Source organism: Spiroplasma syrphidicola EA-1, assembly GCF_000400955.1.
GTDB lineage: Bacteria > Bacillota_I > Bacilli_A > Mycoplasmatales > Mycoplasmataceae > Spiroplasma > Spiroplasma syrphidicola.
On sequence record NC_021284.1, the window covers coordinates 1,081,699 to 1,107,344 of the forward strand.

Here is a 25,646-nt window from a genome sequence, read left to right on the forward strand (position 1 = left end):
ACATCTAAGAATAATCTTAGATGTTTTTAACTTTGAAACTAGGCTTTCCCTTTGCTTCCAAATCATTCAGTTAATTCATTAAAAGTATCTTTAATTGCATCACAACCTGGTTTTAATAATTTACGTGGATCAAATCCTTTTCCATTTTCTGGTAAATCTTTTCCTGCTTCAATATATTTTCTTGTTGCTTGTGCAAAAGCGATTTGTAATTCTGTATTAACATTAATTTTACTAATTCCTAATGAAATTGCATGAATTACTTGTTCTTTTGGAATTCCACTTCCCCCGTGTAAAACCATTCCAAGTTTTGCAGCAGCTTGAATTTGTTCTAAGGCTTCAAAGTTTAATCCTTTTCATCCTGCTGGGTATGGACCATGAATGTTTCCAATTCCGGCTGCTAAGAAATCAATCCCTGTTGCAACCATAATTGTTGCTTCTTTTGGATCAGCGATTTCCCCTGTCCCAACAACACCATCTTCTTCTCCACCGATTGTTCCAATTTCTGCTTCAACTGAAACATCATAGTGTTTTGCATATAATAAAACTTCTTTTGTATTACTTAAATTTTCTTCAAATGGATGATGACTTCCATCATACATTACTGATGAAAATCCTGCATCAATTGCTTTTTTACAGCTTTCGACAGTTTGTCCATGATCTAAATGTAATGCTACAGGAACAGTAATTTGTAATGCGTCTAATAATTCGTTTACTAAACTAGCAACAACTTTATACCCTCCCATGTATTTAATTGCCCCTTCTGAAGCTCCTAAAATAATTGGTGTATTACTTGCTTGCGCTGCTTCTAATAATGATTTTGTTCATTCTAAGTTATTAATATTAAAATGTCCAACAGCATATTTCCCTTTATGCGCTTTATCTACAATTCCACTTGCATTCACTAATCTTGAATGATATATTCTTGCCATTTTAATTTTTCCTCTCTTTAAATTATGTTCTATGACTTCTTTTATTATAACTCTTTTTTTAAAAAGTAGCATCAAACAGATATTTTTATTAGGATTTATTGCAATTTACCTAAATTTACCATTTTATTTTCAATTATTATCATTTTTTTATTCAAAACTATTATCATTAAAAAATCTTATGCTATGATATGTGTATTATATGGCAACATATAATACACATATATTTATTAACATGGTTAGTTTACTTTCCAGTTAGTAAATATATAAATCCATTCATAAATAGTTTTTCATAGTTTTTCTATAGGATTATTGCAACAGCAATAATCTTTTTTTATTTTAGCTTTTGACAATGTGGACAATAATAAGTTCCCCGCCCATTAATAAATATTTTTAAGATTGTTGTCGCACAAAGCGGACAAGCTTTTTTTGCTTGGCCATGAACTTGTAATTCATTAACAAATTTACCATCAATACCTGGTTCAGGATGATAGGTTGAAATTGTTGTGCCCCCTGCCGCAATTGCTTGGGCTAAAACAGCGCGAGTATTATCAATAATATTTTGATAATCCTGATCATCAAGATTTTTGGTTTTTTCGCCAGGATGCAGTTTTGAAGCAAATAAAATTTCATTAGCATAAATATTACCAATCCCAACAATAACATTTTGTTCTAACAAAGTTGTTTTAATTGGTTGATTTTTATTAGCCCAATGTTTTTTTAAATACGCTACAGTAATATTTTGATCAAACGGTTCTAATCCTAGTTTATTTAATGGCGGATTTGTTAAATAATTAACTTTATCATATAAATGCATTGTTCCAAATTTACGGGTGTCATGATAACGCAATTGCATTTCCCCATCCAATTCAAAAACAACCATGATGTGTTTTCACTCCCCATCATTGTCTTTTTGATTAAAATAATATTTCCCTTCCATTCGTAAATGGCTAATTAAAACATAGTCATCTAAAATAATTAAAAGATGTTTACCCATTCTTTCAACATCATTAATTGTTTGGCCAATCACTTTTTCTCGGAAAGCTTCCGGATTATCGGTTTTAATGATCTTATTTCAAAAAATTAAACAATCAGTAATTGTTCGCCCTTTTAGGTTTTTTAATAAAATTTTACGAACCGTTTCAACTTCTGGTAATTCTGGCATATTTAAACCTTCTTTCTTTTTGTAAAGTACTTATATTATAGTTTTATTTTAATTGATATCAAGATGCTCCTTCAACCATATCAACAGTTAATTTAACACTTAGTTTTGTTGAATTTTCCATTAAATCTTTCACCAACGCTTTTACTTGTGCTAATTCTGTTTTTGGGACTTCAAAAATTAATTCATCGTGAATTTGGGCAATAATTTTTGTTCTTAACTTTAAGCGTAATAATTCTTGATCAATATTTTTTAAAGCTATTTTAATAATATCGGCCGCTGTTCCCTGAATTGGCATATTCATTGCAATCCGTTTACCAAATTCCCGTTGCATATAATTAGCATCATTAATTTCTGGAACATAGCGTTTACGGTTAAACATTGTCATAACATAGCCATTATTCTTACAAAACTCAACTTGACTATCAATGAAATTTTTAATTGTTGGGAATTGTTGATAATAATTTTGAATAATTTCTTTTGCTTCTGGCACAGAAATATTTAAATCATTGGCTAAACCAAAATCACTAATCCCATAAATGATTCCAAAATTAACTGCTTTAGCACTGCGACGAATTGTTGAAGTAATTTCTTCTTTTTTCAAATTGAAAATTTTCATCGCCGTATTAGTATGGATATCTTCTCCAGCATTAAATGCTGCTAACATATGATCATCTTTTGACATATCAGCTAAAATTCGCAATTCAATTTGTGAATAGTCTGCTGATAATAAAATATTATCTTCCGATGAGACAACAAAAATTTTACGAACTTCTTTTTGTACTTCATCGCGAATACTAATATTTTGCATATTAGGTTCAACTGAAGATAATCGTCCAGTTGCTGTTAATGTTTGTTTATAAATTGTGTGCACTTTCCCATCTTGGAAAAGGTATTTTTCCATCCCTTTTAAATAGGTTGAATATAATTTTTGATATTTCCGATAATCCAAAATTTTACTAATAATTGGGTGACTTAATTTAATTGTTTCTAAAACTTCTTGGGCTGTTGAACCCTTCTTATGATCTTTTAATTGTAAGTCTTGATACAATAATTCCGATAATTGTTTTGGAGAATTAGGATTAACTTCTTTATTGGCCATTGTATTAATTTCACGATTTAGGTCATTAACAATTTGTTCAATTCGAACAGTTTGTTTTGATAGCTCTCGTTGGTCAACTTTAACTCCAGCTCGTTCCATTCGAGCCAAAGCAAATGTTGTTGGTAATTCAATATCATAATATAACTGATATTGATTACTACTTGTTAATAAAGAAACAATCTTTTCACGTAACGTGTGAATATAATTCGCTTTCTCGCCAATAAAGTAACTTAATTTATTTAAATCCGTGGGAATAGTTTTTTTAACCCCTTTGCCATAAAATAATTCATCAGATAAAATTTGTTTTTTAGCAAATAAATTAATGTAATTATCAAGGGTATTTTTTGTGTTTGAATTATAAATATAGCCCGCTAACATCATGTCATAACTAATATTGTTAATTGTAATATTATCGCGGCCTAAACCAACAATTAAACTTTTAGCATTATAAGTAAATTTTTGATAATTTTCGTTTGCTAAAAAAGCATGAAAACTCGTGTCAAATTTAGCACTCGTATAATCAAAATAAAAAATACCATGCGAATTAACAATTCCAAACCCTATAAGTTCGGATAGATGATAATTTTCATCAAACAATTCTAAAAAAACAGTTGTCCCATCTTCATTTCATTCCTCGCTTCATTCTGTAATAACTTTAACGGCTAAACTCTGTTTAACTGGTTCACTATTATTGTAAAGTTTAGTAACATAAGAATTCATATTATATTTTAAATAAAAATCTAGTAGTTTTTCTTTGTTAACTTCTAGTTTGCTAAAAGCAAAATCACCTAATTCCAAATCACATAGAATTGTTGCTACTTTCTTACATAATAACGCTTCAGCTTGATGACTAATTAAATTATTCTTTAAGCTCCCTTTAATATCGTCAATATTTTGATAAATATTTTCAATTGTTTGATATTCCTTAATTAACTTGATCGCTGTTTTTTCTCCAACCCCGGGGATTCCTTTTAAATTATCAGAAGGATCACCCATTAAACCTTTTAAATCAGGAACTTGTTCGGGACTAACTTCTCACTTATTTAATAGTGCTGTTTTATCAAAAATATCAGCACTATCACCTTGGCGAGGAATTAAAATATTTGTTTTATCACTAATTAATTGAAATAAATCTTTATCACTTGATAAAATATCAACATAATAATTTTGCGTCTCAGCTTGCTTAGCTAAACAACCTAGCAAATCATCGGCTTCATATCCTTCTTTTTCTAAATAAGGAATTTGATAACTATCTAAAAATTCTTTCACAATTGGAAATTGCTGTACTAATTCTTCTGGGGTTTTACTTCTTCCCGCTTTATAATCAGCAATTAAGTCATGGCGAAAATTAATTTTTCCCTTATCAAAAGCCACAACAACACTATAATAATTATTATCTTTTAAGATTTTATTTAACATATTAGCAAAAGCATAAACGGCATTTGTTGGTGTTCCATCTAAACTTTTTAACATTTCACCACTATAGGCTGTTGCATAAAAAGCCCGAAAGATTAATGAGTTTCCATCAATTAGTAAAATTTTATTCATTGTATTTTCTCCTTCATTCAATTATAACTGATATAAGTGATTTCAAAATTATTTCTTACCAAACTAAAAAAGAACCCCCACTTCCAGCGAGCATAACATGATGATAGGTTTTTTTTAAATCTTGATATTTTTGCGCTAACTGTGGGTTAAGATCAAAAGCTGGTTGTTGGAGAATATTATAATAGTCATCATTTCTATTAACTAGCTGCTGATAATAATCATATTTTTGATCTAATTGTTGAAAAACTGCTTGCGCATATGACGGAATTTGCGAGTTAATAACGGTAACATTTGGGATAGCAAATTTTTTGATTTGTTTTTTTGTTAATAGTTTTATTCTATCACCGACCCCTGTTACAACTGCTGGTTTAGCCAAATAGAAAAAGAGCGCATCAGAACCAAGTTGTTTAATAATTTTTTTAACCTTCTTTGTTGAAAAATTAATCTGAAAAAAAGTACAACATAGTTTAATTACCCCAACAGCATTACTAGCTGAAAAACCTAACCCTGAACCAACTAAACTATTTTTTTCAAGTTGAAAGTGAAGAGGAACGTTTTGAGCAGTTGGAAAGGCCTGGACAAATAAATCATAGGCTTTTAAAAGAGTATTATTATTGGGATCAATTAAAGGGTTATTAGTTGTCACATAGGTTTTAGTTTTTTTACTTGGTGTTAAAATAATTCGATCAAATTCTTTTTCATATGGAAACATAATTGTTTTAACCTTATGAAGTTTTTGCCCCTGTTGTAATCTTTTAACATCAAGTTTTGTATTAATTTTACCAACAGTTTTTACTTCAATTATTTTGCTTGTCATGTTGTTCACCCTTGATAAATCTGATAAAAATCATTTAAGCTTAAATTTTCAGCTCTTAAATTTAAATTATATCCTAAGTTATTTAAGACATTTGTTGCTAGTGTTTTATCTTTTGTTATTGTCGCGAAATTATTTAAAATTGTTTTGCGCTTGTAGGCAAATAAGGCACGAATAAATTCTAAAAATTTTGTTTCATTATCAATTGCTAAGTTTTTTTTATTAAAAGTAAAAGCCAGCACAATACTATCAACTTTTGGAACAGGAAAGAAATTATTTTTTCCAACTAAACAAACTTTCTTAATATCACAATAATATTGACAAACAACTGATAAATTATTATATTGTTTATTATTTGGCTGGGCCAGAATTCGTTCCCCAACTTCTTTTTGCATCATTAAAATTAAAGTTTTCATTTTTGGATTACTACTTGTTAGTAATTTAAAAATAATAGGTGAAGTAATATAGTAAGGTAAATTTGAAATAACGTTAACAACTTTAAAATCATCAAATTCTACTGCTAATAATTCATTAATATCAACTTTTAAAATATCAGCTTTAATAATTTTTAAATTTTTGTGATTATGATATTTTTGTTCTAAAAATTCAACAAGCTTAGGATCAATTTCAACCACAACAACTTTACCAGCTTTAACAATTATTTCATCAGTTAATGCCCCCATCCCTGGGCCAATTTCAAGAATCGCTGTTTGTTTAGTCATATTGGCAGCATCAACAATATTATTAATAATATGTTTATTTTTTAAAAAGTTTTGTCCCTTACTTTTTTGGGGAATAATATCTTGCTTATTGTGGTGTATTGTTTGTGACATTGTTGTTTTCCTCCAAAATTGTTCTAAGTTCTGTTTGACTAATATTTAAATACGTTAATCATTTATAAGTCTTTTTATTATTAACTGGTGGTCAATTATAATAAGTTTGTAAAATTCGACGCTTATTACTATCATCTACTATATTAACATAATCAGTTCAACTTAAACTAGGATTATTATCTCCCGTAAATTGAATAACATTTGCTAAACTAGTTTTAATGTCTTCATCACTAGCTTGGGCAATTCCAACTTTTTTGTTACGAATCGCTTTGCTTTTATCAATAAAAGCATGATAACAGTTATTTGCTAAGTAGCTGCTAACAATATCACGAATTTTTTGACCTGGATAATCAGGATCTGTGAAAATAATAATTTTATTTGTTAAACTTAGTTTTTTAATTAATTCTAAAGTTGCGGGCGAAATCGCACTACCACTTGTCTCAATCGTCGCAATGGTTGGAAAAATATTTTTTATTTTAGCCGTATCAGTTTTTCCTTCTACAACAATGACAAATTTTTCCACAACTTTCCTCCAATAAAACTTTTCCTTATATTTATACCATTTTTGTAGTATAATTACATTACAGTATTATTTTAAAATATTAAATTTAAATTAGAAAATTAGGAGGCATTAATAAATATGGCTAATTATAAATTTGGAAAAGAGTACTCATTTCTAGCACTAGATCTTGGAACAGCAAATACAATTGCTTATGTTTCAGGGCAAGGAATTGTCTATAATGAACCGTCATTAATGGCATATGATACATTGACTAACTCTTTAATAGCCTTGGGGACTGAAGCTTATAAAATGATTGGGAAAACTCATGATCACATTAGAATGGTAACACCATTAGTAGACGGGGTTATTTCAGATATGGAAGCAGCCCAAGATTTACTAAAACACATTTTTGGACGTTTAAAATTATCAAACATTTGAAAAAACGCGATTGTTGTTTTAGCATGTCCTAGTGGAGTTACTGAATTAGAACGTAGTGCATTAAAAGCAATTGCAAAAGATATGGGAGCAAGTTATGTTTTAGTTGAGGAAGAAGTAAAACTAGCTGCTTTAGGAGCAGGAATCAACATTGGTTTAGCACAAGGTAACTTAGTAATTGATATTGGTGGGGGAACAACTGATATTGCGATTTTATCAGCAGGAGATATTGTTATTTCACGTTCAATTAAAGTTGCTGGAAACCATTTTGATGCAGAAATTCAAAAATACATTCGGGCAGAATACAACGTTTTAATCGGAATTAAAACAGCAGAACAAATCAAAAAAGATATTGGTTCATTAATTAAATTAGTAAATGAAAAACCAGTTCGTGTCTTTGGACGTGATATTATTACTGGTTTACCACGAGAAGTATTAGTAAAACCAGAAGAAATTAAAAACGTTTTATTAGCACCATTCTCAAGAATTACTGATTTATTAGTTGAAGTACTTGAACAAACACCACCAGAATTAGCGGGAGATGTAATCCGTAATGGAATTACAATTTGTGGTGGAGGAGCTTTAATTAGAGGGATTGTAAAATACTTTGAATCAATTTTCCAATTAAAAGTTCGTACAGCAACCGACCCATTAATGTGTGTAATTGAAGGAGCCAAAACTTACGAGAAAAAACTTGGTGCTTTAGTAGAACGCATTGAATTAATTGATACAACAGAATATAAACTGTAAAGTGCATTTGCACTTTTTTTTATTTTTATGGAAAAAATGTAAGAAATATAAATAATTGTAAAAATTTCTATACTTTTTTAAAAATAAAAGGTAAAATCTTAGTGTACTTTTGCAATTTTATTTTAGAGAGTAAATGTTGCAAAATTAATTTCAACTTATATATGAGATAAATATATGGTGAAAAAAAATATGCTAGATTTATATTATTTTATTTAAGTATAAACTGTCGGAAGGAGATTTACTAAAATGGCAATAACAGATGTATTAAAACAAACATTTAACATCCAACAAAGACCACCAAGAAAATTTATTGCAATTGACTTAGGAACAACTAAATCAATCGCTTATATTTCAGGTAAAGGGATTATTTTTAATGAAGCATCAGTAATGGCTTACGAAGTTGGAACAAAAAAATTAGTTGCAATTGGTGATGATGCCAAAAAATTAATTGGAAAAACACACGATAAAATCGAGATCTTTACCCCATTAAAAAATGGAGCAATTACAGATTTAAGTGTTGCTGAGGAATTTATTCAACATATCTGTAATAAAGCAAGAGTTGCTGACTTATGAAAAGGAGCAATTGTCTTAATTGCTTGTCCAAAAGGAGTAACAGATTTAGAGAAAAAAGCACTAATTGATATGTGTAAAAACTTAGGAGCAGATTTTGTTGAAGTTGAAGAAGACTCATTAATGAGTGCCTTAGGAGTTGGGGAAAATATTTTTGCCCCAAAAGGAACATTCATTCTTGATATCGGTGGAGGAAAATCAAGCTGTGCAATTATCTCAGCTGGTGGAATCGTGGAAAGTCGTTCAATTAAAATTGCTGGAAATTACATTGATGAAGAAATTATGAAATTTGTTCGTGCAAAACACACAATCTCAATTGGAATTGTGACTTCAGAACAAATTAAAAAACAAATTGGATCATTGTTTAAAACAAAAGATTCAAAAAAAATGGTAATCTTTGGTCGTGATGTTGTAACTGGAATGCCAAAAGAAACAGAAATTACAGATACTGAAATTAGAAAATTATTAGTAAGTATCTTTGCATCAATTACTGAGTTAGTTACTGATGTGTTAGAAAAAACACCTTCAGAATTAGCTGGTGACGCTGTTGCTAACGGAATTATTATTACTGGAGGTTCTTCACAAATTAGTGGAATGAAAGACTACTTTGCTGATTACTTCAAAATTCCTGTACGTGTGGCTAAAAACAGCCAAACAGCTGTAATTGATGGATGCATCGCTTATGAAAAAAATATTCGTCAACGCTTAATTGATGAAAACAAAAAAAATCGATAAAAACTACTGAACATCAAAATAAAACAAATAATAAAACGTTTTATATGATGTTCTTTTTTTATGCCTCAGCAGATTTCTTAAAAGCTAAAATCCTTCTTTTCAAAAATGTGATATTATTTAAATAATAAATGAGATTGGGAGGAGAAGAACATGAAAAAAATACTGGCCTTACTAGGATTAATTACCATTTCAACTGCGCCAGTAGTAAGTGTTGTTAGTTGTTCAACAATTGATTATAAAATCAAGCAATCTTTTGCAAGTTGAACTTTTTCAACTAAAATTGATAGTGCAATTTATGGTCCCGTTTTTAAAGGTGGGGAAATTAATGATGACAAATGATTCTTCTACTGATTTATGGCCCAGTATATGAATGCAGCCCAATATGAAAAAATTGATATTACTTTTTACCAATTAACAAATAATAATGTTAGTTCAAATATCCCTGTTCCAGAAACTTTAGATATTTGAGAACTTCTTAATAATAAATTTTGATTTGAAACAATTGTTAATTTTGTCAATAATAACAAAATCAACCAGTTATATTTAAGAACGGTTTTATTATACTTATCAATTTATAACCCTATTATGGCCTTAGCCCCTAGCGCTTTATTTGAAGCAAATTATCATAATGGCATAATTAGTATTGCCTATAATTACGATAATATTGGTCAAATTAATGAGTACAAGAAAGAAATGAAAAATCAATATGAGAAACTAATTAATGAAGAAATTAGTGTTAAATATCCTGATCTAATCCCCTATTTCTTATCAACTTCGGAAGCAAATAGAAAAATTGAGCAATTAATTAATAGCCTGGTCCAAGTAATGATTATCTTACAAGATAAATTTACAATAATTATTAATATTCTAACTTAAGAATATTTTTTTATTAAGGTTAACAGCAATATTGTGCATATTATTTTTATTCCCCTCTGTTAAGATATAACCATACCAATAAAATATTTAAGGAGGACGTAAAAATGAAAATTTTATTAGTTGGAGCACAAGGTCGTTTAGGAAAACATCTAACAACTGAACTTGCAAAAGAAAATATCACCGTATTACCTTTTAATGGTGATGCAAAAAATCTAAACATGTTAAAAGAACAAGCTAATGGTGTTGATGTAATTGTCTCAACAGTTGGTGCAAATAGTGTGGAAGATTTTGTTGTAATTGCCGAAAATATTATTAGCGTGGCTAAAATCAATCACCAACGGGTAGTTTGAAGTGGTGGAGCTGCTTCATTATTGACAAAAGACAACACTCGGTTAGTTGATACACCAGAAAATGCTTTTCCAGAAGCAATGCGCGGATGAATCCCGGCTGTCTTTGGCCATGCAAAAGTTTTAGAATTATTTAAAAATAGTGACATTGTTTGATCATACATGTCACCTGCCTTAGATTTCCAAGATGTTAACCCTCGTGGAAACTATTTAGCAGCAGCCAGTGATAAAGCTTTGTACAATGCTAGTGGTGTTAGTTTTGCAAGTTATACAAATGGGGCTAAAGCATTAGCAGCAGAAATTATTAACTCCCAATTTATCCATCATCGTTTTACAATTATTGAGGAGTTTTAATGAACTTAGCAACAAATGAACAATATCAAATTATTAAAGCAAAAAATCCTACTTATCAGGATTCTTTTTGCTATGGTAATTTTAACACCAAAATTTTTTGCCTTGTAACTTGTAATTCGAAAAAACCGTTACAAAAAAATTGCATAATATTTGAAAACATTGATGAAGCTTTTGCTAATAGTTATCGCCCATGTAAAGGTTGTACTCATATTCCAACAGCTCAACACCAATATACAACGAACTGAATTGTTGAGTTAGAACAATATTTAAGTGAAAATTATTACTACGATCTTAATCTTGATTTCTTAGCTGATAATATTGGTATTAATAAATATCATTTGGTTCATCGCTTTAAAGAAGTTTATCAGACAACACCAATAAACTATTTAATTGAAAAACGGTTAGCCGCAGCCCATACTTTAATTCAAAATGGTTTATCAATTAGCGACGCTGCTTTTCGAGTTGGTTTTAAATCTTATCATTACTTTGCCCGTTGTTTCAAAAAACATTATCATTATTCTCCTGGTGAAATTAAAAAATAAATTTCTTTCTGCTATAATATAACTTATCAAAAACAAAAAATCTTTCTTAAAACATAATGTTGTTAATTTGAATAGAAACTAAATTTCTTTTTTCCCGGAAATATGTTATAATATTTTAGTATTGTATACTTTATATTCAAACGAATAAAGCCATGCAATTCATTTTTTTGACAAAAAGGTCAAAGTACATATTTTATTAATTGTAGTAGGAGGAAAAAATTAATGGCACTATTTAATAGTACAGGAAACAAAAAACCAACTTTCGTTTCTATGGACTTAGGAACTGCTAATACTTTAGTATACGTTGCTGGGTCAGGGATCGTTTATAACGAACCTTCAATCGTTGCTTACAAAATTAAAGAAAACAGAATTATTGCTGTAGGTAATGAAGCATACAAAATGATTGGTAAAGGAAACAAATCAATTAGAATTGTTCGTCCAATGGTTGACGGAGTTATTACAGATATTAGAGCAACTGAAGCTCAATTAAGATACATCTTTGGAAAATTACGTATTTCAAAACAATTACGTCACTCAATTATGTTATTAGCTTGTCCATCTGTAATTACAGAATTGGAAAAAGCAGCGTTGAAAAAAATCGCAACTAACCTAGGAGCAAACAAAGTCTTCGTTGAAGAAGAAGTTAAAATGGCTGCTCTTGGAGGAGGAGTTGATATCTACAAACCTGTTGGAAACTTAGTAGTTGATATGGGTGGGGGAACAACAGATATAGCTGTTATTGCTTCAGGAGATATCGTATTATCAAAATCAGTTAAAGTTGCTGGAAACTATTTAAATGATGAAATTCAAAAATTCATTCGTTCACAATATGGACTAGAAATTGGTTCAAAAACTGGTGAACAAATTAAAATTGAAATCGGATCATTATCAAAATATCCAGATGAAAGAAGAATGAAAGTATATGGACGTGACGTTGTTTCAGGATTACCTCGTGAAATCGAAGTTACACCAGAAGAAATCAGAGAGGTATTAAAAGTACCAGTTTCAAGAATTATTGACTTAACAGTTCAAGTATTAGAAGAAACACCACCTGAATTAGCTGGAGATATCTTCAGAAATGGAATTACAATTTGTGGAGGGGGAGCCTTAATTAAAGGAATCGACCGTTACTTCACAGATACATTACAATTACCAGCAAAAATTGGTGAACAACCATTATTAGCTGTAATTAATGGTACTAAAAAATTCGAATCAGATATTTTTGATATTTTAAGACAAGAAGCTATGCACACTAAAGAATTAAATTACTAAAATTTAGTTAGTGTAAAGTTATCGCAATTTATTAATTAAATTGTAATTAAGGTACTTAAAAATTATTAAGGAGGAAAATAGCGTGAGACCAGATTCTAGACCATTTATTTCCCTTGATTTAGGAACAGCTAATATTTTAGCTTATGTTTCAGGACAAGGAGTTGTCTACAATGAACCATCATTAATGGCATATGACAACAAAACTAATACCCTAGTTGCATTAGGAAAAAGTGCATATGACATGATCGGAAAAACACATGATCAAATTAGAATGGTAACACCATTAGTTGATGGAGTTATCGCAGATATGGAAGCTGCACAAGATTTATTAAAACACATTTTCTCAAGAATGAAAATGATGAACATTTGAAAAAACTCAGTTGTTTTACTAGCATGTCCTAGTGGAGTTACTGAATTAGAAAGAGAAGCCTTAAAAAATGTTGCCCGTGATATGGGAGCTGACTTAGTTATTATTGAAGAAGAAGCTAAAATGGCTGCTTTAGGAGCAGGAATCAACATTGATTTACCACAAGGTCACTTAATTATCGATATCGGTGGAGGAACAACTGATTTAGCTATTATCTCATCAGGAGATATCGTAGTTTCAAGATCAATTAAAGTTGCTGGAAACCACTTCGATGATGATATTCGTAAATACATTCGTTCAGAATACAACATTGCAATTGGACAAAAAACTGCTGAAGACGTTAAACGTTCAATCGGTTCATTAGTAAAATACCACAATGAACGTTCAATGCAAATTTATGGACGTGATATTGTTTCAGGATTACCAAAAGAAGCAAAAATTACTTCAGAAGAAATCAGAAATGTCTTATTAAACGCCTTTTCAAAAGTTACAGACTTAGTAATTGAATTATTAGAAAATACACCACCTGAATTAGCTGGAGATATCATGCGTAATGGAATCACAATCTGTGGAGGGGGAGCATTAATTAGAAATATTGATAAATACTTCTTTGATATCTTCCAATTACCAACAAGAACTGCATCAGATCCATTAAACTGTGTTATTGAAGGTACAAAAGTGTATGAAAAAGTTATTAAGAAAAACATTGAAAATGGTAAATATGACTGACAAAAAAGAGATTTATTATCATCACTTGGTAAAAAAAGAAAATAATGAATCACAAAGAAAAGATATTTAATTAAATATCTTTTTTTATTTATCTTTACAAATTTTTTTGAAAAAAAGTATTAATTTCGCTTTTTTTAATTTAAAATTAAGGTGTAAGGTTTTCTTACAGGGAGATACTAAACAATGCAAAAACAACTTTTACTAATTAGAGATCGAACAAAGTAGATTTTTAGCAACTAAGTTGTTTTTTTATTTGTTTATTTGAAAAATGGACATTAATTTTAAAAGGAGATTATCTTAATGAAAAAAATACTTTCAGTTCTTGCGACAACATCAATTATGACAGCCGCAACATCATCGGTTGTTGCTTGTAATAGTGGGAATAATTTAATTATTACTTTTATCCCCTCTCGTGATCCGATTGAAGTTCTAAAAACGGTTAAACCATTAGAAAATTTATTGAAAACTAAACTAAAAGAAAAAGATAGCAGTTTTGCAATGAATATTAAAATTGTAACTTCAACAAGTTATGAAGCTGCTGGGGAAGCGTTAAAAAATGGTAAAACAGCTTTAGTTTTCCTACCAACAGGAACTTATTCAAATTACCGTGGTACAAAACAAGAAAACGGAACTTATGACAAAGCGGGAGTTTTATTATCTGCTGCTCGTGCCTCAATGATTCCGGATTTAAACTATTTTAAAGATGATTTAGGAGCAGCGGAAGCAAAAGAAATTGATCCAGCTGATTCATGAGGAATATCTAAAGCTTATAATGAAATTACTGATCAACATAAAATTACTTCACCAGATCAAGCTAGTGAATTGTTAGAAGATCAAACAAAAGAAGCACAATACTATCGTTCATTGATTTATGCTAATAAAGATTTCTTAGCAGAAAATCATTATGACTTAAGTAAATTTGCAACAGCAGAAGAATATAAAACTGCAACAATTGATTTATTGAAAAAAGGTCTGGATGAGAAAAAATTATTCATGGGAAAAGGAACAACTTCAAATGCTTCTGTATTATACCCATTATTATGAATGAAAAATACATTAGGAATGAGTCCTGAAGAAATTGCCCAAATTTATACTCAAAAACAAGAGCAACAAAGTTATACCCAAATTGCTAGTTCATTAGCAACAGGACAAGCAGCAATTGGTGTTGGTTATGGTGATATTCGTCGTGATATTTTAAATAATGCTGACATCGAAAAAGCTTATGACAAAGTTGCTGTTATTGGGGCAGGTAATGCTATTTTAAATGACGGAATTGAATACTCACGTCAATGATTTTCAGGACGCAGTGATTTATTAGCTAACCTTCGTACATCATTTAAAGACTTAATTGCTGATAAAAATAATAAAAACATCTTTGATGTTTATAGCCATACTAGTTATAGTTCACCAGCTGATGACGCAACTGGCCCAGAAATTAGCGCTTGAGAAGCAAACTTAGACTCACTTTATACTAAAGCCAACGAAACTTTAAAAGATATTACAGATATCATTAAAGATGTTGCATAGTCAAAGGAAATAGAAATGATAAAGTTTGAAAATGTTAATAAAGTCTGGCCAAATGGTGTTCATGCCTTAAAAGATGTTAATTTAGAAATTGCCGAAGGAGAATTTGTTGCTGTCATTGGGTTATCAGGGGCAGGAAAAACTACCTTATTAAGAACAATTAATAAAATGAACACTATTAATTCAGGAACAATTAATATTACCGTGAATGAAAAAAATAAAGCTGGTAAAGTTGAGCAAGTTAGCTACCTAGTAAATAAATTAAGTGGTCGTAAACTACGTCGATTACGAACAAAAATTGGTTTAATGTCCCAAGATTATAATAATATTGGCCAACAAACAGTTTTAAAAAATGTCTTAAATGCCCGTGTGGCAAAAATGGGCTTTTGACAAAGTTTGATTGGTTGATTTACTAAAAAAGATAAGATTATTGCCCTATCTTCATTAGAAAAACTTCATATTCTTGATCGCGCATATATTCGTGCCGAAAACTTATCTGGTGGGCAACAACAACGAATTGCGTTAGCTAGAACATTGGCTCAAAAACCGCAATTAATTATTGCCGATGAACCAGTTTCTGCCTTAGACCCAATTTTGGCTAATCAAGTAATGAATGATTTTAAACGAATTAATGAAGAGGAAAAAATTATTGTCATTATGAATATTCACCACGTTGAATTAGCTTTAAAATATGCAACAAGAATTGTTGGGGTTAAAGCTGGGGAAATTGTTTTTGATGGAAAAGCAAAAGATGTTACACCAGAAATATTAAAAGATATTTATGGTGAGACATATGAAAAAACAGAATAAAAATGTTTCGTCGTAAACTAACCGCCCTTTCAGCAACAAAACCCCTTGTTATTAATCATCACCCTGTCTATCGCCCTAAGAAAATATTTTTCTGATCCTTATTTATAGTTATTGTAATCCTAGTTATTTTAGGATTCCAATTTATTAGTCCCGACTGAGGTGAATTTTTTACTAGTTTCACTGGGTTAGGAGAGCGAATTAAGGAATTATTACACTGGGATTTTAATTCTTTTAAAGAAATCCCGGCCATTGGCCAACAAAAAAGTTTCCTAGCGCGCTCATTTATTTCAATTTGAGATACAATCGTCATGGCGCTATCAGGAACTGTGATTGGAATTATTATTGCAGTACCAGTTTCAATTCTGGCCTCAAAAAATATTATCAATAACACCTTTTTCAATCGTTTTTGTAAAATCCTTCTAGCAATTTTCCGAACAATCCCTTCATTTGCGTATGCTTTAATTTTGGTTGGATTCTTTGGATTTAATAACTTAACTGTTTCAATTGCTGTCGCAATCTTTACTTTTGCGATTAGTGCGAAAATGCTATATGACAAAATTGAGCAAGTTAAAATGGCTCCTTTTGAAACAATGTTAGCAACCGGAGCAAATCGTTTCCGTTCATTTCGTGCCGCAATCTTACCACAAGTAATTCCGCATATTTTATCAACAGTTTTTTATGCCTTGGAAACTAACCTTCGCTATATTTCAATTATCGGGTTAGTGGCCAAAGTTGGAATTGGGAATTTAATCGACAATAATGCCCAATTACAGCAATGAGATCGTGTTGGTTGATTATTATTTCTATTAATTTTAACAATCGTTTGTTTAGAAATTTTAATCTATGTTTTACGAAAATGGGTTATTTTTGACCAAGATAAAATTTTAGACGAAAAAGAACGCAAAAAAATGTTAAATCCGACCCTTCGTCGAACACGAAAAAATAATTTATTATTTTATTATCATGAAATTATTCTTGCTGATTGAAAACTTAAAAAGAAAAATGTTTATCAACAATATCAGCAAAAAGCAATTACAAAAGAACAATTTATTATTGAAAAGCAAGCTTTAAAACTAGAGCGTCAAAATCTAATTGCCCAGGGAAAAAAAGACTACCTTGCACATTTAGAACTTGATCGTCAAAAATTTGCTGAAATTAAAGCTGCTTATCCAGCCACACCAAAAAAATGATTTATCTATAGTGAAAAAGTTGGACAATTAGTTCGCTATGATAAAGTCTATTTAGCAGAATTTGCAGTTGAAATGACTTATCAAAAACAAAAATTATTACAAGAAACAAAAGAAGCAATAAACTTAAAACATGATGAATTTATTGCCAACTTAACTGTTGAAAAAGTTTATCAAAAACAGCCATTTGGTTGAATTAAAAGAGTTGTTTTACTAACAATAATGTTTAGTTTATTTATCTATTCTTTAACAACAATTGAATGAGGATTAGCAAATTCGGAAACAATTGCCCAAACACTAAAAAACCTGGCCCGTATGTTCGATATTTCCTGATGAACCTTATTTGGGACAGAAAATAGCCTTGGTGAAATGGTTCCCTACTCAGTAATTTATTTAATTTGAGAGACAATTATGATTGCTGCCGTTGGGACTTTTATTGGAGTTATTATTGCCTTAATCTTAGGAACTTTGGGGTCGGAAAATGTTGTTAATAAATATGTCGCAAAAATCTTTGTTGTTATTGCAACTGTTATTCGTCCAATTCCATCATATTTATATGCTATTATTCTTATTTCCTTAACAGGTATTGGGGAATTTACTGGCGCATTAGCGTTAGCAATTGCAACAGCTGGAATGCTGTCAAAATATATTCGAGAAATGTTTGATGATGTTGACATGAATATTGTTAAAACATTAGCCGCAACTGGGTTAACAAACGGCCAAAAATTCCGTTATGGGGTTTTACCACAAGTTAATTCTGGAATTATGTCATGAATTATCTATCGTTTTGAAATTAATATTAAAGAAGCCACACTATTAGGAATTGTTGGAGCTGGACATATGGGATATGTCCTACAAGCATACTTTAACAGTGGATTATTCGAAGACTTTGGAGCATTACTATTTGGAATTATTATTGTCTCATTATTATTAGAGTGACTTTCAAACGTTGTTCGGGACAAAATTAACTATAACCGTGATCCCAAAACAATACATTGATTAAAAAAAGTAATTCGACGTTCAGAAGCCCCTAGTTATGCGATTAATGCCAAAATGCTTGGTCAAACAACAACAGATATTGCTTTTAATGAATTGAAAGCCTTGTATGTTTTAACAAACATCAATATTTTCCGAACAGCTTGAAAAATAAAACAAGCTGAAAAAATTAGTTGAACAAAAGCTTATCAATTAAGTTACTGTCAAACCTTTAATATTAAAGCTGATAAAACAACGGATAATTTAAAAGAACTTGTGAAAGAACATAATGACCAATATCTTAAGGCAATTAAAAAAGTGAAAGAAACTCGTCATTATGAAATAACACAAATCAAATTAAAACAAGATAATCAAATCAAACAATTAAAAGTAAAATTTAAAAAAGATTGAAAAAATAATAGTAAGTGTAAAGAACGCTGAGAATTATGGAAGCAATTCCGTCTTGATTGCCAATTAGTTAAGGCAACAAGTAAACATAAAAAATTAAGTCATATTTAAGGAGAAGTATATGTTTGAACAACTTTTAAAAATTTTAAAAGAGCATGATAATTTTATTATTTTGCGCCATATTGAACCCGATTGTGATGCATTAGGAAGTCAATTAGGGCTTAAAGCACTATTAAATGATAATTTCCCAACTAAAAAAGTTTTAGTTGGGGGAAAATTACCAACAGAACTATCTTTTATTGGTCAAATGGATCAATTACAAGAAAAAGATTTTAAAGATGCCGTTGTTTTAATTACTGATACGGCAACAACAGGACGGATTGATTTGGAAAATGAAAAATGGTTAACAACAGCAAAATTGGTTGTTAAAATTGATCATCATCCTAATCTTGACCAATATGGTGATGTAATGGTTGTTGATGCTAGTTATCCAGCAACATGTGAATTACTAACAGATTTTATTACAACAACAAATTTAAAATTATCACCAACAGCTGCCCACTTATTATTTTTAGGATTGGTAACTGATACTGAACGATTTTTATACCGCTCAGTATCAGAACGAACATTTGCAATGGCCTATCATTTAACTAAAGCAAAATTTGATTTATCTGCTGCTTATGATGAAATTTATGCCATTAATCCTAACTTAGCTCGACTAAAAGGTTATATTCTATCTAATTTCACCTTAACACCAGAAGGGTTAGCTTATATTAAGATTACTAAAGAGTTACTTAAAGAGTTTAAAGCCCAAAATCCGCATCAAATTGCCTTATGAGTTAATATTCTTGGTGATATTAAAGGAGCCAAAATATGAATGATGTTTGTTGAAAGTAAGGACTATATCCGGATTGAATTTCGTTCACGTTATTTTGCTGTTAATAAAATTGCCAGCAAATTTAATGGTGGAGGCCACCAAGTTGCGGCTGGCGCAAAAGTCTATGATTGAGCTAGCGTTGAGCTAGTAATTCAAGAAGCAACAACATTATTAAAATAAAAAAAGTTCTTCAGTAAGAAGAGCTTTTTTTATTCCTTAATATTAAAAACTTTTAAAGCATTTTTTGTTGTAATACGAATCATTTCACTAACCGGAATATCTTTTATTTTAGCAATTTGAGCAACTGTATAAGCAATATATTTCGGATAGTTTTTTTGTCCCCGGTATGGATCAGGAGTTAAATATGGTGCATCAGTTTCCACTAAAATTTTATCCAGTGGAACCATTTTTGCAACTTCTCGCAATTGATTAGCATTTTTAAAAGTAACTGTCCCAGAGAAAGATATATAAAATCCTAAATCTAAAAACTTTTTAGCAGTCTCAACATCACCAGAATAACAATGCATTAAACCTTTTGTAATTTTTTCGGTTTTTAAAATATGTAAGCATTCTTCATATGCATCACGACAATGAATTGCAACAGGTAAATCATGTTTTTTAGCAAGATGTAACTGCTTAATAAATCACTCTTTTTGTAAATCATGACTAACATGCTTATGGTAATAATCTAACCCAATTTCACCAACAGCAATAACTTTACTATTATTTAATAATTTATCTAAATCCTTTAAATCTTCTGCCCCATAACGAGCAACATCTGTTGGATGAATTCCGATTGTTGCATAAACAAAATCAAATTCATTTGCTGCTTGAATTGCTTTTTTACTTGATTCGATATCATAACCAACATTGTTAAATCATTTTACCCCACTAAATTTGGCATCTTCCAAAATTAATGCTGTTTCTTCATCTTTATATTCCTCTGACATTAAATGACAGTGTGTGTCAAATATCCCTTGCATCTTTTCCCCTACTTTCCTAGACAATACTTACTAAACATTGTATTTAGTAAATTGTCATCGTAATTCTCTCCAATTAAATCTCCTAGTAAATATCATGCACTATGTAAATCCACATTAACAATATCAACTGGATAGTTATTAACAATATTATTATAAGCATTTTTAATAAAGTTTTCTACTTTCTCTAACAAAGAAATTTGATTTAAATTTGCTAAAACCAAACTGTCATCTTTTGTTAATTCTTCAAAATGATAACTTTCCATAATTTGATTAACTAATGTTTCAATGTTATTATTAATCGTTGAAATTAAGGCAATTCGTTCATTTTTAAAGTTTTCTAGAACCAATTTTGTTGGATCAATTAAATCAATCTTATTGAAGACAATAATCCGCTGTTTATCTGCTGTTAGTGTCAACAATTCTTTTGTGTCTAAAGATAGCTCTCGACTACTATCAATTACAATTAAAACTAAATCCGCACGACTAATTTCATTTTTTGCTTTACTAATTCCAATTTTTTCAATTTCATTGACAGTCTCACGAATTCCAGCTGTATCAATAATATTCAATGTCAGCGGTCCTAAATTAATTTTTCCTTCAACAATATCACGCGTTGTTCCCGCTTCATTTGAAACAATTGCTTTTTCTTCTTGCATTAAAGCATTTAATAACGATGATTTCCCAACATTTGGTTCTCCTAATATTAAAACATTAATTCCATCGTTAATAATTTTCCCAATTTTACTTAACTTAATAATTCGCGTAATTTCTGCTTTTAATGATACTAATTTTTCGGTTAATTCTTCGGCACTGACATCCCCAACACCATCATATTCTGGATAGTCAATATTAACTTCAATATTTGCAATGATATCTAATAATTGATCGCGATATTTTTTAATTAAATGTAAATTACTATTTTGCAAGTTATTCATTGCAAATTTTAAGCTAGTTTCATTTGTAGCATTAACTAAATCATTAATTGCTTCCGCTTGGATTAAATTAATTTTATTGTTTAAAAAAGCCCGCTGAGAAAATTCTCCTGGATTAGCAAAACGGGCCCCTTTTTTAATTAATAAACTAATAATTTGGGTTGTTACTAAAACACCCCCATGGCAGTTAATTTCAATTACATCTTCACCAGTAAAAGAATGTGGAGCAACAAAAGACATTATTAAAACTTGATCAATTACTTTACTATCATCTTTAATGTAACCAAATGTAATTTGATTTTGTTTTTTTTCCACTTGTTTTGAAAAAACCTTATTTATAAGCTGATAAGCATCTGGTCCTGATAAGCGGATAATAGCAACTGCTTGCTTCACTAAGGCCGTTGCTGGGGCTACTATAGTATCATTAATCATTTTCTGTCTCGCTTTCCCTTTATTTTCCTTATTATATCAAATATTAGTATGATTATAACAAAAAGCGTTTTAGAAATTTATTTCTAAAACGCTTTAAATTTATTTATTATCTTTTTTCTTTTTCTTATCTTGTCCTAAAGAGAACTTCGTTTTCTTTTTAACTGGCTGATAAGTTGCTTTATTAACTTTTTTAACTTGTTTTGTCTTTGTTACATTAGTTGGAATAATAATTCCATCTGGTGTTTGTAATTTAGTTTTTCTACTAAACATTTGTTTAAACTTCGAAGTTGTTGAACCATCGCGTTTTTTTGTTTTACGATGAATACGGATAAAGTGAAAGGCTAATGTTTGGAGAATTTGAATAAAGGCTGAGAAAATCCAGTAAATTGTTACCCCTGCCGCAATTGTAATTGTAACAACAAAGAAGACTATAATCATTACCCCTTGCATAATAAACTGACGTTTACGAGCTTTTTTCTGTTCTTTTGAAATTACCTTTGTTTTCCGTAAATTTAGAATTGTTGGTAGAATCATTGACACAATTTGAATTGGTAAATAAACAAGCAATAATAATAGATAAATAAAGTTTCCACTTTGAATCATATCTCATGGCTTTTCAATTAATGAGATTTGACCAATTGATGCAATTTTTAAATCACGAGTTGCTTTAACAACGGTAAACATCGCAATTAAGAATGGAATTGATAAGAATGAAGCTCCAATTGTTGATAATGGGGAAACCCCTTCCTTCCGATAGAGCTGCATCATTTCCATTTGCTGCTTTTGCTTTGCCGCGGGATCATTTGAGTTTTTATATTTCGCTTGAATCTCGGCTTGTTTAATTTGCATTAACTGCATTTTATCCTGATTTTTCTGTGCTTTTCAACTGAACATCAAAGTAATTAAACGAACTAGCAATGATGTTAAAAAGATGGCTCCAATAATTCCGGCTCCATTTGATAAACCACCAAACCCATTAATTAAGTTAACCATTAATCAGGCAATTGGGAAAACGAAGAAACCATAGAACGGTGAAGCTGTTTTTGTAAATGCTTCTGCTCATGTTCTAATTCCTAAGTAACCATATTCATATAATTGACCATTAACAACATGGAAGAAGTGCTCTTTCCCAATATTAGCCCCCAAACCAACTAAGATTTCAAAGAAAACCCCTGGTTTATAAACATTTTGGCCTGTTGCATCCATAATAGTTCAATAATTATATTTTGGAACCATCATCATTCCACAACCTCATAGCATTGAAATTAGTAAAAAAAGATATAAAACAATTTTAGTTCATTTTCATGCTAATGAATATCATGGTTTTCGAACTCTTTTGCCATCTGTAAATATATAATCACGATAGTTCATATGTTTGCTCCTTTTCTACTAAATACTATTTTTTAAGATTCTTTAATAAAACTTCTTTATTTATAAAGTAGCTATTTTTAAAATAATTCTTTTTAACAATAATAATATAATCATAACCTTGAATATTTAAATTCGGATCAATCGTAATCATACTACGAATTTGCCGTCTAACTTTATTTCTAAGCACAGCATTCCCTAGTTTTTTTCCAACTGAAATTCCGAAACGAGGATAATTTAAATTATTTTTACGAAAATAAATATAATAAGGATCGGTTTTGATAAAAACACGTAGCCCAATAATTTCCTGAAACTCATGGTTTTTTTTAACTATATATTTTTTTTTCACATTACACTATGAAATAAAAAAACAAAATATTACCAAACATTAAGCTGATAATACTTTTCTTCCTTTTAATCTTCTTCTACTTAATAACTTTCGTCCTGTTGCAGATTGCATTCTTGCTCTAAAACCATGAGTTCTCTTATGCTTGATTTTACTTGGTTGCCATGTTCTTTTCATTCTCAACACCTCCTTATTTACATAACTAAGACATCATATAAATAATATCGGAAATGCGAAAAAATATCAATTAAAAGATACGATTTTATTAAATTTTTTTCCTGTTATTTTGTGTAATTTGGCGGTGATTTTGTAATCACAACATCATGGGGATGTGATTCTTTTAGGCCATTAGCTGAAATTTCAACAAATTCGGCTGTTTCTTGTAAAACTTCAATTGTTTTAGCTCCACAATAACCAAAACCACTACGGACACCACCAACAAATTGGAAAATAATGTCACTAACTTTCCCTTTTAATAAGACTAAACCTTCAACCCCTTCGGCAACTAATTTTTTCTTACTATCTTGGAAATAACGATCAGCACTCCCTTTTTTCATAGCTGTTAATGAACCCATTCCCATATATGACTTGTATTTTCGGCCATCAAGAATTACTTCTTCTCCTGGTGCTTCTAAAGTTGAGGCAAAAATTGATCCCATCATAACAGCATTTGCTCCTGCTGCTAACGCTTTAACAACATCACCAGAGTATTTAATTCCTCCATCGGCAATAACTGGAATACCATGTTCTTTTGCTAATTGATAGACATCATTAATTGCTGTAATTTGTGGCACTCCAACTCCGGCTACAACTCTTGTTGTACAGATACTTCCTGGGCCAACTCCAACTTTTAAACCACTAACACCAGCGGTAATTAAATCTTTTGCCGCTTGGGCAGTGACAATATTACCAGCAATAATATCCAAGTTTGGAAATTGCTCACGAATTTTTTTGACCATCATTAAAATTCCTTCACTGTGACCATGTGCTGAATCAACAACAATTAAATCAACATTTTTATCAACCAATGCTTTAACACGATCAATTGTATCATTTCCAACCCCAACAGCTGCTCCTACTCGTAACTGACCTTTTGCATCTTTACAAGCATTAGGATATTCTTCGCGATTATTAATATCTTTAATTGTAATTAAGCCTGTTAAAATATTTTCGTTATTAATAATTGGTAGCTTTTCAATACGATTTTGTAATAAAATACTTTTAGCTTTTTCCATTGAAATATCTTCAGAGGTTGTAATTAAATTTTTTGATGTCATAAACTTGCTTACAGGTTCACGATAATCCTCACATGTCTTAATATCGCGGTTAGTAATAATCCCTAATAATTTTTTATTTTCATCAACAACTGGTAAACCAGAAATTTTATATTGCATCATAATATCTGCGGCAGCTTGAACTGACATTGTTGGTAACAAGGTAATTGGATTAATAATAAAACCTGATTCATTTCGTTTTACTAATTCAACTTCTTTTGCTTGTTGTTCAATTGTTAAATTTTTATGAATAATGCCAATTCCACCCTCACGAGCAACAGCAATCGCCATTTTTGACTCTGTTACAGTATCCATTGCAGCCGATAAAAATGGAATATTTAATTCAATATTTTTAGTGATCTTTGTTTTTAAATCAATTTGATGAGGTAAAATTGTTGACTTTTGGGGTACTAATAATAAATCATCAAATGTATATGCTTTTTTAATACGCATAATCTTTCTCCTTTCAAAATTACATCGCAAATATAAAGAAGAAATCCTCAGTTTTCAGAAGCCTATAGTGATTTTTTGCCAATCGTAGAGACACTAGAGCACATTTCTAGTTTATATAGGAACCATATAAATTTAAATTATTATATCGTAAAATATCCTAATAATAAACCTTCTTTTGTAATTATTTGTTTTCCACAATTAAAAAATAGTTTT

At 30.2% G+C, this 25,646-nt stretch carries 23 protein-coding genes; 11 read left to right on the plus strand and 12 right to left on the minus strand.

The genetic code is table 4. The annotated features are described in order from the left end of the window. Positions 1 to 38: 38 nt before the first annotated feature. From fba to rnmV, 6 genes are all read right to left on the minus strand, one after another. Positions 39 to 929, minus strand: coding sequence for a class II fructose-1,6-bisphosphate aldolase (gene fba / locus SSYRP_RS05045; RefSeq protein ID WP_016341219.1), 891 nt, complete (start codon positions 927 to 929; stop codon positions 39 to 41). Positions 930 to 1,260: 331 nt separating this feature from the next. Continuing rightward, positions 1,261 to 2,091, minus strand: a complete 831-nt coding sequence (mutM, locus tag SSYRP_RS05050) for a DNA-formamidopyrimidine glycosylase (RefSeq protein ID WP_016341220.1) — start codon at positions 2,089 to 2,091, stop codon at positions 1,261 to 1,263. A 43-nt stretch (positions 2,092 to 2,134) separates the two neighbouring features. Continuing rightward, complete coding sequence (gene polA, locus SSYRP_RS05055) at positions 2,135 to 4,738, minus strand: DNA polymerase I (RefSeq protein WP_016341221.1); 2,604 nt, start codon at positions 4,736 to 4,738, stop codon at positions 2,135 to 2,137. Between the two features lie 55 nt (positions 4,739 to 4,793). Next, positions 4,794 to 5,555 (minus strand): GHMP family kinase ATP-binding protein, encoded by a 762-nt coding sequence (locus tag SSYRP_RS05060; protein ID WP_016341222.1) that lies wholly within the window; start codon positions 5,553 to 5,555, stop codon positions 4,794 to 4,796. Beyond that, a complete protein-coding gene (gene rsmA, locus SSYRP_RS05065; RefSeq protein ID WP_016341223.1) occupies positions 5,540 to 6,385 on the minus strand; it encodes a 16S rRNA (adenine(1518)-N(6)/adenine(1519)-N(6))-dimethyltransferase RsmA in 846 nt (281 codons plus the stop codon). The genes SSYRP_RS05060 and rsmA overlap by 16 nt, the downstream gene beginning before the upstream one ends. Then, a complete protein-coding gene (gene rnmV, locus SSYRP_RS05070; protein WP_016341224.1) occupies positions 6,360 to 6,908 on the minus strand; it encodes a ribonuclease M5 in 549 nt (182 codons plus the stop codon). The genes rsmA and rnmV overlap by 26 nt, the downstream gene beginning before the upstream one ends. 117 nt (positions 6,909 to 7,025) lie before the next feature. On the opposite strand from rnmV, the gene mreB (SSYRP_RS05075) reads away from it, so the two are divergent. The 11 genes from mreB (SSYRP_RS05075) to SSYRP_RS05125 all read left to right on the plus strand — a co-directional run bounded on the left by mreB (SSYRP_RS05075) (position 7,026) and on the right by SSYRP_RS05125 (position 19,825). Then, positions 7,026 to 8,072: a rod shape-determining protein gene (gene mreB / locus SSYRP_RS05075; protein WP_016341225.1), complete on the plus strand. Its 1,047-nt coding sequence runs from the start codon at positions 7,026 to 7,028 to the stop codon at positions 8,070 to 8,072. A gap of 246 nt (positions 8,073 to 8,318) precedes the next feature. Then, entirely contained in the window at positions 8,319 to 9,377 is a 1,059-nt protein-coding gene (gene mreB, locus SSYRP_RS05080) for a rod shape-determining protein (protein ID WP_016339399.1), read from the plus strand. A 150-nt stretch (positions 9,378 to 9,527) separates the two neighbouring features. Then, positions 9,528 to 10,253: a lipoprotein gene (locus SSYRP_RS05085; protein ID WP_016341226.1), complete on the plus strand. Its 726-nt coding sequence runs from the start codon at positions 9,528 to 9,530 to the stop codon at positions 10,251 to 10,253. Positions 10,254 to 10,357: 104 nt separating this feature from the next. Continuing rightward, a complete protein-coding gene (locus SSYRP_RS05090) occupies positions 10,358 to 10,954 on the plus strand; it encodes an NAD(P)-dependent oxidoreductase (protein WP_016341227.1) in 597 nt (198 codons plus the stop codon). Next, the gene (locus SSYRP_RS05095) at positions 10,954 to 11,496 is read left to right on the plus strand and encodes a helix-turn-helix domain-containing protein (protein WP_016341228.1); all 543 of its coding nucleotides are present in this window, start codon (positions 10,954 to 10,956) and stop codon (positions 11,494 to 11,496) included. Before SSYRP_RS05090 ends, SSYRP_RS05095 begins: the two co-directional genes overlap by 1 nt. 222 nt (positions 11,497 to 11,718) lie before the next feature. Beyond that, positions 11,719 to 12,768, plus strand: a complete 1,050-nt coding sequence (mreB, locus tag SSYRP_RS05100) for a rod shape-determining protein (protein ID WP_016341229.1) — start codon at positions 11,719 to 11,721, stop codon at positions 12,766 to 12,768. Between the two features lie 82 nt (positions 12,769 to 12,850). Continuing rightward, positions 12,851 to 13,909 carry a rod shape-determining protein gene (mreB, locus tag SSYRP_RS05105; protein ID WP_016341230.1) on the plus strand — a complete coding sequence of 353 codons (1,059 nt, stop codon included), beginning with the start codon at positions 12,851 to 12,853 and terminating at the stop codon, positions 13,907 to 13,909. A gap of 255 nt (positions 13,910 to 14,164) precedes the next feature. Further along, positions 14,165 to 15,391, plus strand: coding sequence for a PhnD/SsuA/transferrin family substrate-binding protein (locus SSYRP_RS05110; RefSeq protein ID WP_016341231.1), 1,227 nt, complete (start codon positions 14,165 to 14,167; stop codon positions 15,389 to 15,391). Between the two features lie 15 nt (positions 15,392 to 15,406). Further along, on the plus strand, positions 15,407 to 16,198 hold the full coding sequence (gene phnC / locus SSYRP_RS05115; protein WP_016341232.1) for a phosphonate ABC transporter ATP-binding protein: 792 nt from the start codon (positions 15,407 to 15,409) through the stop codon (positions 16,196 to 16,198). A gap of 2 nt (positions 16,199 to 16,200) precedes the next feature. Beyond that, positions 16,201 to 18,879 carry a PhnE/PtxC family ABC transporter permease gene (locus SSYRP_RS05120; RefSeq protein ID WP_016341233.1) on the plus strand — a complete coding sequence of 893 codons (2,679 nt, stop codon included), beginning with the start codon at positions 16,201 to 16,203 and terminating at the stop codon, positions 18,877 to 18,879. 10 nt (positions 18,880 to 18,889) lie between these two features. Then, positions 18,890 to 19,825, plus strand: coding sequence for a DHH family phosphoesterase (locus SSYRP_RS05125; RefSeq protein WP_016341234.1), 936 nt, complete (start codon positions 18,890 to 18,892; stop codon positions 19,823 to 19,825). Positions 19,826 to 19,854: 29 nt separating this feature from the next. Here SSYRP_RS05125 and SSYRP_RS05130 read toward each other — a convergent pair whose 3' ends face one another. The 6 genes from SSYRP_RS05130 to guaB all read right to left on the minus strand — a co-directional run bounded on the left by SSYRP_RS05130 (position 19,855) and on the right by guaB (position 25,433). After that, positions 19,855 to 20,628 (minus strand): TatD family hydrolase, encoded by a 774-nt coding sequence (locus tag SSYRP_RS05130; protein ID WP_016341235.1) that lies wholly within the window; start codon positions 20,626 to 20,628, stop codon positions 19,855 to 19,857. 8 nt (positions 20,629 to 20,636) lie between these two features. After that, positions 20,637 to 21,992 carry a tRNA uridine-5-carboxymethylaminomethyl(34) synthesis GTPase MnmE gene (gene mnmE / locus SSYRP_RS05135; RefSeq protein ID WP_016341236.1) on the minus strand — a complete coding sequence of 452 codons (1,356 nt, stop codon included), beginning with the start codon at positions 21,990 to 21,992 and terminating at the stop codon, positions 20,637 to 20,639. 99 nt (positions 21,993 to 22,091) lie between these two features. Continuing rightward, positions 22,092 to 23,363, minus strand: coding sequence for a membrane protein insertase YidC (gene yidC, locus SSYRP_RS05140; RefSeq protein ID WP_016341237.1), 1,272 nt, complete (start codon positions 23,361 to 23,363; stop codon positions 22,092 to 22,094). Between the two features lie 25 nt (positions 23,364 to 23,388). Further along, positions 23,389 to 23,709 carry a ribonuclease P protein component gene (gene rnpA / locus SSYRP_RS05145; protein ID WP_016341238.1) on the minus strand — a complete coding sequence of 107 codons (321 nt, stop codon included), beginning with the start codon at positions 23,707 to 23,709 and terminating at the stop codon, positions 23,389 to 23,391. Between the two features lie 39 nt (positions 23,710 to 23,748). Next, positions 23,749 to 23,889 (minus strand): 50S ribosomal protein L34, encoded by a 141-nt coding sequence (gene rpmH / locus SSYRP_RS05150; RefSeq protein ID WP_408020053.1) that lies wholly within the window; start codon positions 23,887 to 23,889, stop codon positions 23,749 to 23,751. A gap of 98 nt (positions 23,890 to 23,987) precedes the next feature. Then, positions 23,988 to 25,433, minus strand: coding sequence for an IMP dehydrogenase (guaB, locus tag SSYRP_RS05155; protein WP_016341239.1), 1,446 nt, complete (start codon positions 25,431 to 25,433; stop codon positions 23,988 to 23,990). Between the last annotated feature and the right edge of the window lie 213 nt (positions 25,434 to 25,646).